Annotated in this window: 8 protein-coding genes; 3 read left to right on the top strand and 5 right to left on the bottom strand. The window is 60.6% G+C overall.

Annotated features, from left to right (window positions below; genetic code table 11):
* Window positions 1-50: 50 nt before the first annotated feature.
* Both DXD94_RS03930 and gltA read left to right on the top strand, forming a co-directional pair.
* A complete protein-coding gene (locus tag DXD94_RS03930) occupies window positions 51-890 on the top strand; it encodes a sulfide/dihydroorotate dehydrogenase-like FAD/NAD-binding protein (RefSeq protein ID WP_006235793.1) in 840 nt (279 codons plus the stop codon).
* Window positions 881-2,290 (top strand): NADPH-dependent glutamate synthase, encoded by a 1,410-nt coding sequence (gltA, locus tag DXD94_RS03925; RefSeq protein WP_117734771.1) that lies wholly within the window; start codon window positions 881-883, stop codon window positions 2,288-2,290. Before DXD94_RS03930 ends, gltA begins: the two co-directional genes overlap by 10 nt.
* A gap of 233 nt (window positions 2,291-2,523) precedes the next feature.
* On the opposite strand, the gene DXD94_RS03920 is transcribed toward gltA, so the two are convergent.
* Both DXD94_RS03920 and DXD94_RS03915 read right to left on the bottom strand, forming a co-directional pair.
* Window positions 2,524-9,141, bottom strand: coding sequence for a leucine-rich repeat protein (locus tag DXD94_RS03920; RefSeq protein ID WP_199568371.1), 6,618 nt, complete (start codon window positions 9,139-9,141; stop codon window positions 2,524-2,526).
* A 174-nt stretch (window positions 9,142-9,315) separates the two neighbouring features.
* A complete protein-coding gene (locus tag DXD94_RS03915) occupies window positions 9,316-11,343 on the bottom strand; it encodes a hypothetical protein (RefSeq protein ID WP_117763276.1) in 2,028 nt (675 codons plus the stop codon).
* Between the two features lie 226 nt (window positions 11,344-11,569).
* Here DXD94_RS03915 and DXD94_RS03910 point away from each other — a divergent pair, with 226 nt between their 5' ends.
* Window positions 11,570-12,973 carry a helix-turn-helix transcriptional regulator gene (locus DXD94_RS03910; protein WP_117763275.1) on the top strand — a complete coding sequence of 468 codons (1,404 nt, stop codon included), beginning with the start codon at window positions 11,570-11,572 and terminating at the stop codon, window positions 12,971-12,973.
* Window positions 12,974-13,024: 51 nt separating this feature from the next.
* Here the strand turns inward: DXD94_RS03910 and DXD94_RS03905 are convergent, their stop codons facing one another.
* The 3 genes from DXD94_RS03905 to DXD94_RS03895 all read right to left on the bottom strand — a co-directional run bounded on the left by DXD94_RS03905 (window position 13,025) and on the right by DXD94_RS03895 (window position 15,208).
* The gene (locus DXD94_RS03905; protein ID WP_117763274.1) at window positions 13,025-13,648 is read right to left on the bottom strand and encodes an AAA family ATPase; all 624 of its coding nucleotides are present in this window, start codon (window positions 13,646-13,648) and stop codon (window positions 13,025-13,027) included.
* Window positions 13,649-13,819: 171 nt separating this feature from the next.
* Window positions 13,820-14,458 (bottom strand): amino acid ABC transporter permease, encoded by a 639-nt coding sequence (locus DXD94_RS03900; protein ID WP_055285379.1) that lies wholly within the window; start codon window positions 14,456-14,458, stop codon window positions 13,820-13,822.
* A gap of 3 nt (window positions 14,459-14,461) precedes the next feature.
* Entirely contained in the window at window positions 14,462-15,208 is a 747-nt protein-coding gene (locus DXD94_RS03895; protein ID WP_117743673.1) for an amino acid ABC transporter permease, read from the bottom strand.
* Between the last annotated feature and the right edge of the window lie 22 nt (window positions 15,209-15,230).

Below are 15,230 nucleotides of genomic sequence, written 5' to 3'. Positions count from 1 at the left end.
TCCATTTCCGTGGAGGCACGGTTCGGTCGCCCTAACAAGAGAGGGGTTCTATGTATAAGATCCTGGAGAAGACGCAGTTCTCGGAGAAGGTGTTCAAGTTCCGCATCGAGGCGCCCGCAATCGCCAAGCATGCGCATGCTGGACAGTTCCTCATGGTTCGCGCCAACGAGACGGGCGAGCGCGTCCCGTTCACCCTGGCCGGCTGGAACGGTGACGAGGGCTGGGTCGAGTTCATCTTCATGGTGATCGGCAAGACCACCGAGATGCTTTCCACCTACGAGGCCGGCGAGTCGCTGCGCGACGTCGTGGGCCCGCTGGGCGTTCCCACCGAGATGGCCGAGGGCCCCTGCGCCGTCATTGGCGGCGGCGTCGGTCTGGCAATTGCCTTCCCGGTCGCCAAGCACCTGGTCGAGACCGGTCACGAGGTGCACGCCATCATGGGCGCCCGCACCAAGGACCTCCTGCTCATGGAGGACCAGTTCCGCGAGCTCCTCGACGAGGACCATATCCACATCACCACCGACGACGGCTCCTATGGCGAGCAGGGCGTTGTCACCGCTCCGCTGGAGCGCCTGCTGCAGGACAAGGCCGTGAGCCAGGTCTTCTGCGTCGGCCCCGTTCCGATGATGAAGTTCTCGACCCTCACCGCCCAGAAGTACGACACCCCCATCACCGCGTCGCTCAACCCCATCATGGTTGACGGCACCGGTATGTGCGGCTGCTGCCGCGTCGAGGTGGGCGGCGTGACCAAGTTCGCTTGCGTCGACGGCCCCGACTTCGATGCCACCCTGGTCGACTGGGATGACCTTCGTGCCCGCCAGGCCGCTTACCGTTCCGAAGAGGGCGAGTCCCTCAAGGCCTATGAGGAAAAGAGCTGCGCATGCCACTAGTTAACGGTCGTTTCGTTGCCGATATGAAGTCGCCCCGCACCCCCGATAACGAGGAGCCGGCTGCCGAGCGCGCCTGCGACTTCCGCCCCGTCGACAAGGGCTTCACCGAGGAGATGGCGCTGGCCGAGGCCGAGCGCTGCCTCAACTGCAAGAAGCCGTTCTGCGTTGAGGGCTGCCCCGTCAACATCAACATCCCCCGCTTTATCGAGCAGATCCGCGAGAAGGACTTCGGCGGCGCCCTCGATACCATCCGCGAGGACTCCATGCTTCCCGCCATCTGCGGCCGCGTTTGCCCGCAGGAGAACCAGTGCGAGGGCAAGTGCATCCGTGGTAAGAAGTCCGAGCCCGTGGCCATCGGTCAGCTCGAGCGCTTCCTGGGTGACCGCCCCGAGCTCGCCTCCACGCCCAAGATGGCCCCCAAGAACGGCAAGAAGGTCGCCGTCGTCGGCTCCGGCCCGTCCGGCATCACCTGCGCCGGCGAGCTCGCCCGCAACGGCTTTGACGTCACCGTCTTCGAGGCTTTCTTCACCGGCGGCGGCGTGCTGGTCTACGGCATCCCCGAGTTCCGTCTGCCCAAGGCAGTCGTCAAGCGCGAAATTGACGGCCTGGAGGACATGGGCGTTAAGTTTGAGTACAACTCCGTCGTGGGCAACATGGCCACGGCCGAGGAGCTGTTCGAGCAGGGCTTCGACGCCATCTACGTGGCGACCGGCGCAGGCCTGCCCAAGTTCCTCAACGTCCCCGGCGAGAACCTGCCCAACGTCTTCTTCGCTAACGAGTACCTCACCCGCGTGAACCTGATGAAGGCCAACAAGTTCCCCGAGTACGACACCCCCACCAAGCACGGCAAGAACGTCGTCGTCTTTGGTGGCGGCAACGTGGCTATGGACGCCGTCCGTACCGCCAAGCGCCTGGGCGCCGAGCACGCCATCATCGCCTACCGTCGTACCGAGGACGAGATGCCCTGCCGTCGCGCCGAGTTGCACCATGCTAAGGCCGAGGGCGTCGAGGTTCTGCCGCTCGTTTCCCCGCTCGAGTTTGTCGCTGGCGAGGACGGCTCCGTGTGCGCCGTCAAGGTCCAGAAGATGGAGCTCGGCGAGCCCGACGAGTCCGGCCGCCGTCGTCCGGTTGCCATCGAGGGTGCCATCGAGGAGATCCCCTGCGACGTCGCGATCTCGGCTATCGGCACCAACGCCAACCCCTTCGCTGCCAAGATCGGCGGCAAGATGGAGCTCAACAAGTGGGGCTACATCGTCGCTGACGAGGAGACCGGCCAGACCACCGATCCCCGCATTTGGGCCGGCGGCGACATCGTCACCGGTGCCGCTACGGTCATTCTGGCGATGGGCGCCGGCAAGAAGGCCGCCGCTTCCATCACCAAGAGCCTGCTGGGCGAGTAATCACCTACAGCGCTAGCCATGAAACGGCAAAGTCCCCGTCGAGCACACGCCCGGCGGGGACTTTTTCTATGCCGGCCGTCCAAACCACCACAAAGGGGACAGGCACCTTTGTGGTGGTTTTGAACTCGCCTGGTCGTTTCGTCTCAATCTGTAACACCTTGAGTCCAAATATCTGGCTTGGTGTTACAGATTGAGATTTTGTAAAAGCCGGGAATGGGCGCCGCCACCAAAACCTAGCGCTTGCGTCGCTTGGTCACGGCGACGCCGGCGGCGGCAACGGTTGCGCCGGCGATGCCCAGGGCGGCGACCGTCATCGCGGCGGAGTCACCCGTGCTGGCAAGCTCCGTGGCGCCGGATTTCTTGCCGTTTTCACCCTTACCCTTGGACTTGTCCGTCGTCACTGTGGTCGTCGTCGAAGTCGAACCACCCGCAGGAGCCCCGGTACCGCCAGAGCCATCCGCACCGCCACCCTGCTCGCCACCGCCAGGCGTCGGCTTGGGTTCCGGTTTGGGCTCGGGCTCCGGCTTGGGCTCAGGCACCGCCTCATCGGTCACCGTAATCGTAATGTTCAGACGCTCGGAATACTCGCTGTACGACATGCCAGGGCGTTGTGCCGCAATGCGCACATACATGTTGCTATCGAGCGCAATAGGCTCGGTGTACTTTACGCGGCCTTCGTCACGGCAGGGGCAGGTGTCGTTGGTGGTGTACCAAATCGTCGCGCCATCCTCCGCCGAAAGCTCCAGCTTCGTACCCTTGGGCACCGTAATGTAATTCTCCTTGGGCGACCACGAGCCAAACGTCGTCGCACCAATCGTCGCCGCCGGTCGCGCCGGTCGCACGGCCTCGGCAGACACGCGCACGTCAACCTGCTTGGACAGCGCCGTGCCATCCACCGCCGCCGTCAACGTCGTCAAACCGGGCAGAGCACCATGCAGCACAAACGTCGCCGCGCCGTCCTCGCCCGTCACGGCCTGGGCGGCATCGACAGAGCAGATAGCCGAGGACTCCAGCCCAACACTAACCTTGGCGCCCGCAAACGGCTTGCCCGCCTTATCGGTCACATGTGCCACTAGCTCAAAGTCGCCGCCCTCAAGCATGGTCACAGCTTGTTCCACGTTGAGCTTGAGCTTGTCGGCACGAACGCCCACGGCAAGCTCCCCGCTTGCCCAGCGCGACATGGCCGTGCCCGCATAGTTCCGAGCGCCATCAAGCTCAAACGCCACCGTCGAGCCCGCCTCACGCGCATCGGCATAGCGAATACGCAGCACGCGCGACAGCGGCTTGCCATCGGGGTCATCCTGCTTATCGAGCCAGCTGTACGTCACATCGCCCAAGCCCTGCGCATTCAGCGCGGCCAGAGCATCGTCACTCGCGTCCATATACTGCGCAAACTCAACATCGATGCAATCGGTATAGGCATGGGCCGAAGCCACCTCGGGCGCCGCCGTCGACACCAAACCAATGTTCACCTCAGTCTGAATCGGCGGCACGCGCAGCCAGGCGGAGCACGCCTCCTCATACCCGTCCTTGGTCACGCGCACCTGATACCAGCCGGTCGGCGTATTCCAGTTGTACGCACCGTCCGCACCCGTTGCAAGCGGATTGTCCTGCTCATACTCCTCGGCATCCCAACGCGTGGCATTGGTGCCGGCCGCATCGTCGGCGCTCCACAGCTCAACCGTCGCGCCTTCAACCGTATTGGACAGCAGGCCCTCGTACACCACGCCCGCAGGGTCGGGTGCAGCCTTGGCAGCCACATGGCGGTAACGTGCCTCAAAGATCGACTGCATCTTCTCGTCCGAAATCAAGCCGTCCTTGTTGGCGTTATAGACCTCGGCATCGGTCAGCTCGCCCCAGTTGACCGTAATACGATTCTGGCACGCGCGCTCCACCTGCTCACAGGCGACATCGTAGGCGCACTCAGCATTGGTCAGCTTAATCGCGCGCTCCGAACCCACGCTGGTCGAAGCCGCATCATAGGCAGCGCCCACCACGGTACCCGCCGAACCGGCCGTCAACACGCCGGCGATTGTCATAATGGAGCCCACTGCCACATCGGTGCTGTCGTGGCAGAGCTGGCGATACAGCAGATCCTCAAACGCACGCGCCTTCTCCATGGCGTCACGCAGCGCGTAAATGCACTTCCAGTCGTCCTCGGTCTTCTCGGGCTTGGCAAGCAAGCGCGTATGCTGAAGCTCATAGCCCTCGCGCTCGCCCTTCACCTTCTGCATACGGACGTTCACGTTCTCCCAGTTCTTGCTGGCATCGTTCACGCCGTAAATGCCGGTAAAGATGCCGATGCCCTGGGTCGCCGCGGGAAACGCCTGGCCGGCCGCCTTCCACGCATCGGTCTTAAAGACCTGTCCGAACATCTCGCACTCGATCTTATAGCTCTTGAGCGAACGGATCGTGCGGATGAGCTTCATATGGGCGCTCACGTCGCCGTTGAGCTTCCAGGCCATGAGCCATCCGCGCACCTTGGAGTTGTTGAGGCTATGGACCACATTCCAGTTGTCGTACAGGTTGTCCAGAATGTCGCACTGCATGGCAATCGAGTTAAACAGAAGCGCCTGGTTCTTGTTGTTATTGGAGTTCTCGATAAATTCCGACTCTATATAGGCCGTCTGCTCGCCATCGGGCGCGGCGACCTTAAAGCCCTTGACGGTATCGTCATCAGCCGCCTTGTAGCTCAGCGAGCTGCCGAGCGCCTGGCCCAAATCGTTAAACCCGCTCGTCGACTGCCCGTTGTACTCGCTGGCCTTAATACCCGCGCATTTGTTGAGCGCTGCGGCGGTTGCATCATTCCAGCTGCCGTATTGGTCGAGCTGGCCGATACCCATCGACTGGCCCACCAGATCCTCGGCCTGCTGGGCAATAAACTCCGCTCGCGACGCATGGTCGATGAGCTCCTTGATGGCGGCCGCATCCGCAGCGTTCGCGCCCTGGGCCGCCGCGAGTTCCTGATACCAATCCTCGCTGGTGCCGTAAGCATCCTCAAAGATCATCTTGTCCACGTTGACGCCATAGCTGTCGCCCTGCTTGGTCAGCAGCGCCGCCGACCCGCCGACCGCGGCCTTGAGCTCAGCCGCAAACTGCGCGGCCTCGTCGTTGCCAGCATCATCGCCCTCGACGTCGCTGGCGGCAGGGGCGCGACGAGCCTTACGGGCAGCTCCACCTTGGGCTTCGTCCTCTTTACCGTCCTCGTCCTCCTCGGCAAACGCATCGGCGACCATCTGGTCAATCGCGTCGTTAAAGGCCTCATCGACATCATTAAACGAGTTATCCATCATATACTCGTGCCACTGCTGTACGGCATTCGAGAACTCCTGCTGGCGCTCCTCGGCCGCGGCGGAATGCTTTTTGGCCGAAGCGTTGGCGTCAAAACTCAGCATGGTCATAAGCTGAGCATTGGAGATGCGGTAGGTCTGCGGCATAAAGATCTGCTCAAAGTTGCCGCAGTTCACATAGGTCGAGTCATTCGCCTTGTTAAACTCGTCGAGCAGCTTGAGATATCCCTCGTCCACATACTCCGCCACATAGCGCACACGGGTGCCCTCGCGCGACTTTTGAGTCAGAGGAATCGTCACCGTCTTGCCATCCACGCAGTCCACGTACAGGTCGAGCGTGTCGGCGGCCTCTTCGTTTCCCACCTCGAGCGTGATGTCAAAGGTCCAGTAGGCGTTCTTCTTTTGTGGCAGATGATGGAAGGTCCACAGGCTCTTGCCGGTGTCCTTGCCGTCCTTGACCAAGTTTTGCGTACCGCCACGATACGTCACATCAAAGTTCCAGACCGAAGCGCCCGGAACATAGCGCACATAATTGCGAGCCGTCACCTCTGCGGCAGCGGCGGCGACATCGGTCGAGCCCACGCGCGCTTCGAGCGTCACACGCTCGGCGGCAAGCGTATCCTGCGGCAGTTCGTATTCAATCTTGGCACGGCCGAGTTTATTGGTCTTGCCGGTGTACTTTGCAGCCGACGAGCCCGTCCCCACGGTGAGCTGCACGCTCTTGCCCGGCGCTGCATAAACGTAGGCCACATTGCCCAGCAGGCTGTGAACGTCGGTGTTGTCGACCTCGATGCGCGATCCGCTAACCTCGAGTGTGGTGCTTCCCAGCGGCAATGTCACCTCGCCCAGCGTAATAAGCGGCGAGACGGCATAGATGCCCGCGGCCTTAGGCTTAAAGCGCACAAACACATCGGCGCCCGCACTCTTCTTCATATCGAGAACGAGGTTGTCGCCCTCCCAAGTTGTGGCAGCCCACATGGCATCGGAGCTGGCGCCGGCTTCGCGAGCGCCTGCGGACACATCCTCGACGGCATCCTTGGCCAGCGGAATCTCTATCTTGGCAGCCTGGCTGTCCTTGAGCTCGTAATGAATGCGCAGCTCGGTCTCCGCGCCAACAACCGCGGACGAATCAGCGATAACCGAGCCCGCCGTCAGCCCGCGCTCGGCACGATACGTCTCCACGTCAAACGTGGGGACGTCGAGCGTCACGTCGAGCTGTTTGCCGTCCTCAATCTTCACCTGCTTTTGCGCGATATGCTTACCCACGGTCAGCCCTAGGCGGCTAAACGTGGAATAGCTCGTCGCTTGGATGTCGTAGCTCGTCTTGTTAAAGGCGACGATGGTGTACGAACCGGCCTTAAGGCGCGGCGTCTCGGCCTTCATGATAGGCGTGGTGCCGTCGTCTTCGTAACCTATCAGATAGGTGATGCCGTCGGCAACCAGTTTGCCGTCGGACGTACGGAACACCAGCACGCGGTTGGCACCCTGGTAGTCGCCCTTGGTCGTGACCGTCGCCGTGCCCCAAGGCTTCAAGTCGATATCGACCTTGCCGGCCGAAGGCCTCACCGTCGCCGTCGCCCCACCCAGCTTGAGGCTGTCTTTGGGCACGAGCGTTATCTCCAGATCCTGGTCTGCATCGGCAATGGCCTGCGACACCACGAGCGCTGTACCCTGGATACGGTAGTCGTTTTCCTTGTCGCCCTTGGCAGGTTTGAGCGTCTTGCCGCCGCTCTTCACCGTCAGATCGATGTTATCGAGACTATCGAGCTCAATGCGTTCGGTCTTATCCTGGCCTGCGACCGGTTCGAGATAGGCCACATTAAGTTCAATCGCGCGCGAGGCCGGAATCTTGGTAAAGTCCTCCGCCTTAATCTCTCCGATATTCCATGTGCCCGTCATCTGGTCGCCCGGGCGCGCCAGCACCATGTCATAGTAACCGCTGAGCGAAATGCGCAGGGTGGCTGCTGTCTTGGAGAGAGCGTCCGCTGTAAAGCTGCCGTCATCGCCAACCGCCAGCGGCGTGGACTGCCCCGCCTGCACGAGTGTAGCCGTCGCACTCTGGGGAAGTTTGCCCGTCACCTGGGCCGCCTCACCCATCCACTCAAACGTGTAGGCAGGCTTCGAGGAATCGACGGAGTCCTTGCGATCGGCCACGGCATCGGCAAGCTTTTTGACCATCGAGGGGTTGCCAGCCGAATCGGTCGCATAGGCATAGATGGTCTGGCCTTCACTAAAGGGAATCGCATACGTTACGCCATCGATTGTCACGCGCTCATTATAGTCGCCCGAATAGCCCGCCTCACCAAACTGAAGATCGGGGTTCATCACGCGCAGGGCAACGGCATTATGGTTCGTCTCGTTTCCGTATCTCGTGTTCTCAAAAGCTCCCCACTCTATCATTTCCACGCTTTTGGGTAGCACAATCTCTTTGCCGGCAATCGCAGGATCAAGAGAGGCGAACGCGTGCGCTCCGATATATTTGACGCCGTCGCCAATCGTCACCGACGACACATGCTCGCACCCGTTAAAGGCATAGGGCCCAATCCGCTCCACCGTGCCCGGCACGTTGATCTGGGTAAAGGTGAGCACTGTTGTGTCCGAGACATAGAACTGTGGCACGCCGCAATAGGCGAATGCAAGATAGGCGATGGTTTTGACCGAAGGCGGCAGCGTTGCCACCACATTGTCGTCAAGTTGTTCGCAGTCCTTAAAGGCCTGCTCGGGAATCGTGGTAAAGGCCGCGTTATTGGGCCAGGTTACCGTTTGGAGCGTCTTGCTCTTGTAGAATGCATAGCTCTTGAGCTCCTCGACCGAATCGGGCAGTGCGATCTCTTTGATGCTGCTGCCGCCCAAGCCGCCAACCGAGCGGACATGTGAATTCGAAGCGAAGGTGATCGATGTGAGCGCAGCGCTTCCCATACCCGTAAGGCTTACGACATTTTTGTCGTCGATGGTCGAGGGCACCTCCAACGTGGTAATGCCCGCGTCGCCATACTCGATAGAAATTTCGTTGGTGAGGCTATCGATCGAGAAGTAGTACTGCGCGGGGGTCTGCTCGCCGGCCACGTAGCCATCGTCGTATTCGCCCTTTACGCCCGTGGCGCCCTTCGAGGTTGCCCAGAGTTCAAGCTCCTCGTTCCAGGTCGCCTCGGTGCCGGAAGCCTCCTCTTGCTTTTGCTGTTCGGCGAGCTCCTTGCCCTCGACAAGATCGGTGGCAAGCGTACCCGCAGGTGTGCTCTCGGCCTGCCCGGCGCCCGTCAGGCCCGCCGCCGATGCAATCTCGAAGGCCGGGGGCGTAGGGGCGTCATCGACGGCGGGCACTGTGGGATCGGCAGCGCCGGCATCGGGCGCGGGGTCGGCGGCGTTGGCGGCATCGGCATCGGGCGCAGCGTCGGCGGGGTCGGCGGCGTCTACTTGCTCGACATCCGTCTGCACAAAGGTGCTATCGGTGGTGAACACCTCAGCAAACGCGCCCACAGGCAACGAGCCCGTCACCATGGTGAGGGTCACCGCGGCAATGGTCAGGCGGCGGCAAAGCGCTCGAACAGTAGTCCACCTCATGGTCGTTCCTTTCCTGCAAACCAAAAGTCATCCAGCGTAATCGTTGTCCAAAAACAAAGCGAACGGTAGGTTCATATATACGAACCTACCGTTCTACCTGTGCAAACCACCACAAAGGGGACAGGCACCTTTGTGGTGGTTGGGGGTTATTCATCCGTCGTGGCGGAGCGCAACCTAACGCTTGCGACGCTTGGTCGCAGCAACACCGGCAGCGGCAACAGTTGCGCCAGCGATGCCCAGGGCGGCGACCGTTATCGCGGTGGCGTCTCCCGTGGCGACCAGGACAGCATCGGGCTTCTTGGCCGGCGTGGTTTTCTCAACCGTCTTGGTCGTGGTGGTTGTCGTGACCGGCTTGGCCGCGGGTTTGGTCTCGGGCTTCACCCCAGGCTGAGGTGTCGGCTTGGGATCCGGCGTAGGCTGCGGATCGGGGGCCGGCGTGGCCTCGGGCGTAAACGTCAGGTTGGTGCTCAGCCATAGTGTGTAGATCCAACCGCTCTCGGGATCGATCTCGCTTACCTCGCTCGTCTGATATCCGCACTCCACGCCATTGACCATCAGCTTGGTGTTCGGCGTAAAGTAGAAACCACGCGCCGGCTTAAAGTACAGGCCGTAACGATAGGTCACACCGGGCTTAAACGCGTCGATATGGTTGGTGATGTGCTGGTCCCAGAACTCAACGGAATTTACTTCGCTGCCGTCGCTGCCCGTCCAGAACTCGCACTGGAGAATAGAGTCGGAACCCGCCGGAACATTCGCCGTAAAGACCGGCTTATCGCCCGCCTTAAAGGTGGTCGTGGCGCCGTTGATCTCGATAACGTCGATGGCACGCCATTCGTCAATCGGCTGCTCGCACAGCATATTGTCAGCAGTGGGCGCGAAGACGCCGTTGACGGTCTTGATGTGGTGCGCCCAATGACCGTTGACGTACATCATGCAGTCATCGGCCACGGTATTGTCGCCCTTGAGCCTCAGCTCAACGGAGTACATGTAGAACTTGCCCTCTTCGAAGTGGTCAATCTTCTTCATGCCCGGCGTGTACTTTGCGGGGTCGGAATACCAGAAGGCAACGGGTACCGACTCCCCGGATTCCATGTCGAGCTCCATTTCCTCCCAGCATTCGTAGGCGATCTCATACTTGTCGGCATCGGCGGCGGGGATCGTCGCGGTCGCGCGGGGCGCCTCGCCGGGCGCGTAGTCGGTCTTCACGTCGTTGACGTCCAAGTTATGGAGGGCTTCGTTTTCCGATGCAACAAGCGTAATTTCGCTATTGATGGCATAGCGGAGGTAATAGTCGTCCCTGGTTTCGTTGAGGGTAATCGAGCTGCCTGGCTGATAGGCGTTGAAGATATCATCGGGATCCCCAACAATGATGGCACCGCCCTCATAGTCAGTTCCGGTATACGTCAGTGCCGCGCCAATATAAAGAACCTCATTGCGTGTGAGTCGATACGAGCCGCCTGCCGCGGCACCCGTAAAGGTCAGCGTCAGCCTCATGTGATCGCCAACAGGCTCAAAGTGAGCCGTCACATCGGACATAGATGTGTCCTGGACTTCAGCCAGGGTGCCCGAAACAGCATCGGCCCGGTAGTACTTGGTTTCGACAAGTTCGCAGAGCGGCTCATCCGGCATGCCGCCCTCTACATCGGGAAAATCATAGGTATACGACTGGCCCTTTTCGAGCGTGATGTTGCCCGGAAGTACACAGTCCGTATAATGATCGACCACGGTCGTGTTGAAGTTGACGCCACCCGGGTTCTCGGTGGCGTCGGTCACGCCACAGGGCATGATGGTATCGTTTGCCGGCGTGGCGGCGTTGTCGCTGGGAGTGTTTTGTTCGGCGGGTGTCGCATCGTTCACCGTTGCCGCCGGTGCGTCCTGCTGAGCCTGCTGAGGTCCTGCCGTGGATTGCGCCACCGGAGCCGCGTCAGCCATCGGCGCAGCCGGGGCCACCGGTACCGGCGCCGGAGCCGCCGTATCCTCCGCAACCGTCGGCGTCACCGGAGCCGCGGCGACCTCGCCCGTCGCAGCGGCGGGATCGGCATATTCGGTCGCCAGCGCCACGCTCGGCAGCAGCAACTGACCGACCATAAGCGCACACGCGCCGGCACAAGCGATTTTGGCACCTACACAACGCCAGGTACCATGAACCAACGAGCAGGTGCGCTCGCGCTGAGTTTGCTTATCAAAGCGGCTTCCGTACATAACGGCCTCCTTGGTCGCAGGGGCATACCACCACAAAGGTGCCTGTCCCCTTTGTGGTGGTCCTGTACCACCAAGATGCGCCAAATGACTCCGTACGCCTAGGTTCATAGATGCGAACCTAGGCCTCTACCTGCGGTTTAATTCAATATGATTTCACCATCGCCACACTCGTCCCAGGAACGCCACAATCGAGGACACGATTATTCGTCCATCCAAAGGACCGTTCTTGAACCTGAGTAAGCCTAAAATCAACGCGCTTCTGGCACTTGCGCTCTTTACCTTTGTCTTTCTTGCCGCCGAGTTTCGATTCGACATTAATGTCGGGCTGCTCGCCGGTGCCGAGCGTGTTGTGATTGCGCAGGGCTTCATCCTCGGCGCCAGCGTGATCGGCTTTATCGGATATGCGCCGCTGCTCGGGCTCGCACAGCGCAAAAGCCGGCCTCAGGCAGTTGTCAGCGCCGCCGTCCCCATCGCCATCTTGGGGTTGACTCAGATTCAGTCCCCCACGAGCCCGCTTGCGCTCGAGATTCTGGGATGCCTCGCATTCCTCGGACTCGGCCTACTGGGCGGCGCGGCACACCATGCCTTCGCAACGACATTCCAAGACGATCCCAAGCTCGCCACCGGTGCGGGAGCAGCCTATGCCGCGGGCATCCTGATGCAGTTCGCCATCAACCTGCTCAATTGCGGCGGCATCGCAGAGCTCATCGTCCTTGGCACAGCGACGATCGCTATCTCCGCCCTCAGCGTCGTTCCCCAAAAGGCTGCTGAGAGCTCCAGCCCCGCCATCAATCCCTTTGTTGAGCCATCGCACGCCCTTGCCAAGCAGGCGTGTTGGAGCATCGCGCTCGTCATGATTCTGGCCTGTCTGTTCTCTACTCTCGATAACGTGGTCACGTTCTCCAACGCCCACGGCACCATCGCCGTGCAGACCTGGCCGCGCCTCTTTTTGGCAGCGAGCGGTCTTGCCGCCGGTCTTATCTTTGGTCTTGCCGAGCGTCGCTACATGGGACTCGTCATGTTCGGCGTCACGGTACTCTCCACCATTTCGATCTTAGCCGTCGAAGCAGGAGCCGATCCCAACCTGGGCCTCATTGTCTTTTACCTGAGCTCGGGCTTTTTTGTCACGTTCTTTACCGCCACGTTTACTCAGCTGGCACCGCGCATGCACGTGCCCGCCTTCTGGGCCGGCATGGGCCGTGCAGCCAATAACGTGTGCGCGTTCACCACGTCGGGCGTCTCGCTTGCGCTTGTGACCTCTGGCAACGTCGCCCTCATCATGATTGGCGCGGTCGTGCTTCTCGTCGCCGCCTGCGCGGCATTCGTTGCCGCGGGCCTATTCCGCCCGCCCCAAACCGAGCAGGAGCGCGAACATCAACAGCTTGCCGAGGAGGCGCTGGCAGCACCGAGTATCGAGGAGCAGCGTCAGGTCTTCATCACCGATCACGCTCTCACCCCACGCGAAGTTGACGTGCTGGTGGCTGTGACCCAAGATGAGCGCCCGCTCAAACAGGTCGCCGAGGAGCTTGGTATCTCGATGCGCATGGTACAGCGCCACCTGAGCTCCATTTATCAAAAGACCGACACGCAGACGCGCGCCGGTCTCACCAAGGCCTTTCCCTCGGCCTAAAACAAAAACCACCACAAAAGTGCCTGTCCCCTTTGTGGTGGTTTTGGTCGGCTAGCCTTCGAGCTGGGCCACTTTGTAGCGGTAGGCCGCCGCGATGACGTCTTTGCAGCCCTCGCGACCCAGCTTGGCGCGATTGACGACGATGTCTTTACCGCTCGTCATCTTCCACTTTCCGGCGCTATAGCGCTTATAGAACGCCTCGCGCGCCTTTTGCTGCTGCTTGACCAGCTTGGCGCCCTTCTTTTTATTAAGGCCACGCTTCTTGCGCACGATCTCGACGCGGTCCTCAAAGGGTGCGGTCACCAACACGGCAATGTGGTTGGGGTTGTTGCGCAGCAGATAATCGGACAGACGGCCTTCGATAATGCAGCTCTCGGTCTCACCCAGATCCAAAATCACCTGGCTCATCTTTTGGAACAACTTATCCGAGTACGAACGCGCATCGTAGCGGTCGGGCAGAAACGCCATGTTCTCCACGGCCAGGCGCTCGTCGTAAGCGACCATCTTGTCGAGCGACTCGCCTGTGCGCAGCGAAGCACGTACCAGCAGCTCGTTATCGTACAGCGGAATCCCCAACTCGTCGGCAAGCATGCGACCAATCTCGTGGCCCTCGGCGCCAAAGTCGCGCGCGATGGTAATGACCACAGGATTCTTCTTGTTCTCCAGATCGCTCATCGCGATTCCTTTCTAACAAATGAGAAAAAGGCAGTCTCTGTTTCCCATTTTGTCACTTACGCCGGTCCTGGTTTCCCAAGTGCGGCAGATTGCCCCGAAAGAGGAGCGCCGCGTACTAAATGTACGCAAGCGACGATTGAGGGGCAAGGTGCCGTGCTTGGGGAAGCAGGACTATGCGGCCACGATACGACGTTGATATGCCCTCACCAGCAACGAGATACCAAAGTTGAGCACAAAGTACATCGCAAACACCAGGCCGTAGAGCATAAGCACCTGCGACAGGTCGATCGCATGGGCCATCACGACGTTTGCCGTGTACATGAGCTCGGCCACGTTAATGCCCGAAAGATACGAGCTGTCCTTGATGACGGTCGTGCACTGGCTGAACAGCGCCGGAATGATCGTCTTAAACGTCTGCGGCAGAATGATGTAGCGCATGGTGGCAAAAAAGCCAAAACCCTGGCTCTGCGCTGCCTCAAACTGGCCGCGCGGAATCGAGTTGAGGCCGCCGCGCACAATCTCGGCCATAACAGCGCTGGTAAACAGCGTAAAGGCTATGGTCGAGATCACAATGTCCAAACCCTGCACCGTAAAGTAGATAAACAGAATCCACAGCAGGTTCGGCGTACAACGGAACAGCTCGATATAGGCGCTCACCAAAATACGGAACGGGCGAGGCGCATAGCTTTTAACGAGCGCTAGCACCGTGCCAAAGATGAGCGAGAAAAAGATCGACAGCGCCGAGATCTCGATGGTCTTAACAAAGCCGCCCCAAATGTAGAGCAGGTTGGTCGCGTTGAAGATTTCCATGCGCTAGGCCTCCTCTACGTTGTCGAGCCCCAGCTCGGCCAGGCTCACGCCGCGCGGACGCTCCTTGGAGCGGCGCTCGAGCCACTGCACCAGCATGGCGAGCGGAAAGCAGATGATGAAGTACATAAGGCAGCAGACGATGTATCCCTGCAGGTAACCGTACAGACTCACAAAGTTGTCGGAACGGTACATAAGGTCGCCACCGGCTACGAGCGCCAGCACCGACGTGTTCTTGACCAAGTTGAGCGCCTGATTACACAGCGGCGGCAGGATGATCTTGAACGTCTGGGGCAGCACGATGTACCAGTAAGCCTGCGCGCGGGTGAAGCCCTGGCTCTGGGCCGCCTCCATCTGACCGCGCGGAACGGCCTCGATGCCGGTGCGGATGACCTCCGAGATGTAGGCCGCGTGGTACAGGCCCACACCCAAGAAGCCCAGCACAAACGGCGCGATGCGCACCGGCTGGTCGGCGCCGGTTATGGCCTGCAAAAACTGCGGGCCGGCCATGTACATAAAGAGTACCTGCACGGGCAGCGGAGTGTTCTGGTAAAACTCCACGTACACGCGGCTGATGGCACGCAGCACGCGCGAACGGGTGGTCGAGAACACGCCCAGCAGCGTGCCCAGCGCCAGCGACAACAGCAGACCGGCAACAACCACCTGCAGCGTCACGCCAAAGCCCTCCCAGAAGGGCCCCATGTTTTGAAATGTCGTCGACCAGCGATCGGCGTCAAACAATCCTTCGAGCATTTGATTCCTTCCTTGGACGATG

The sequence above is a fragment of the Collinsella sp. TM10-22 genome (genome assembly GCF_003466125.1).
GTDB lineage: Bacteria > Actinomycetota > Coriobacteriia > Coriobacteriales > Coriobacteriaceae > Collinsella.
The sequence above is the reverse complement of the archived record's forward strand: the minus strand, read 5'-3'. Positions and strand labels throughout refer to the sequence as shown.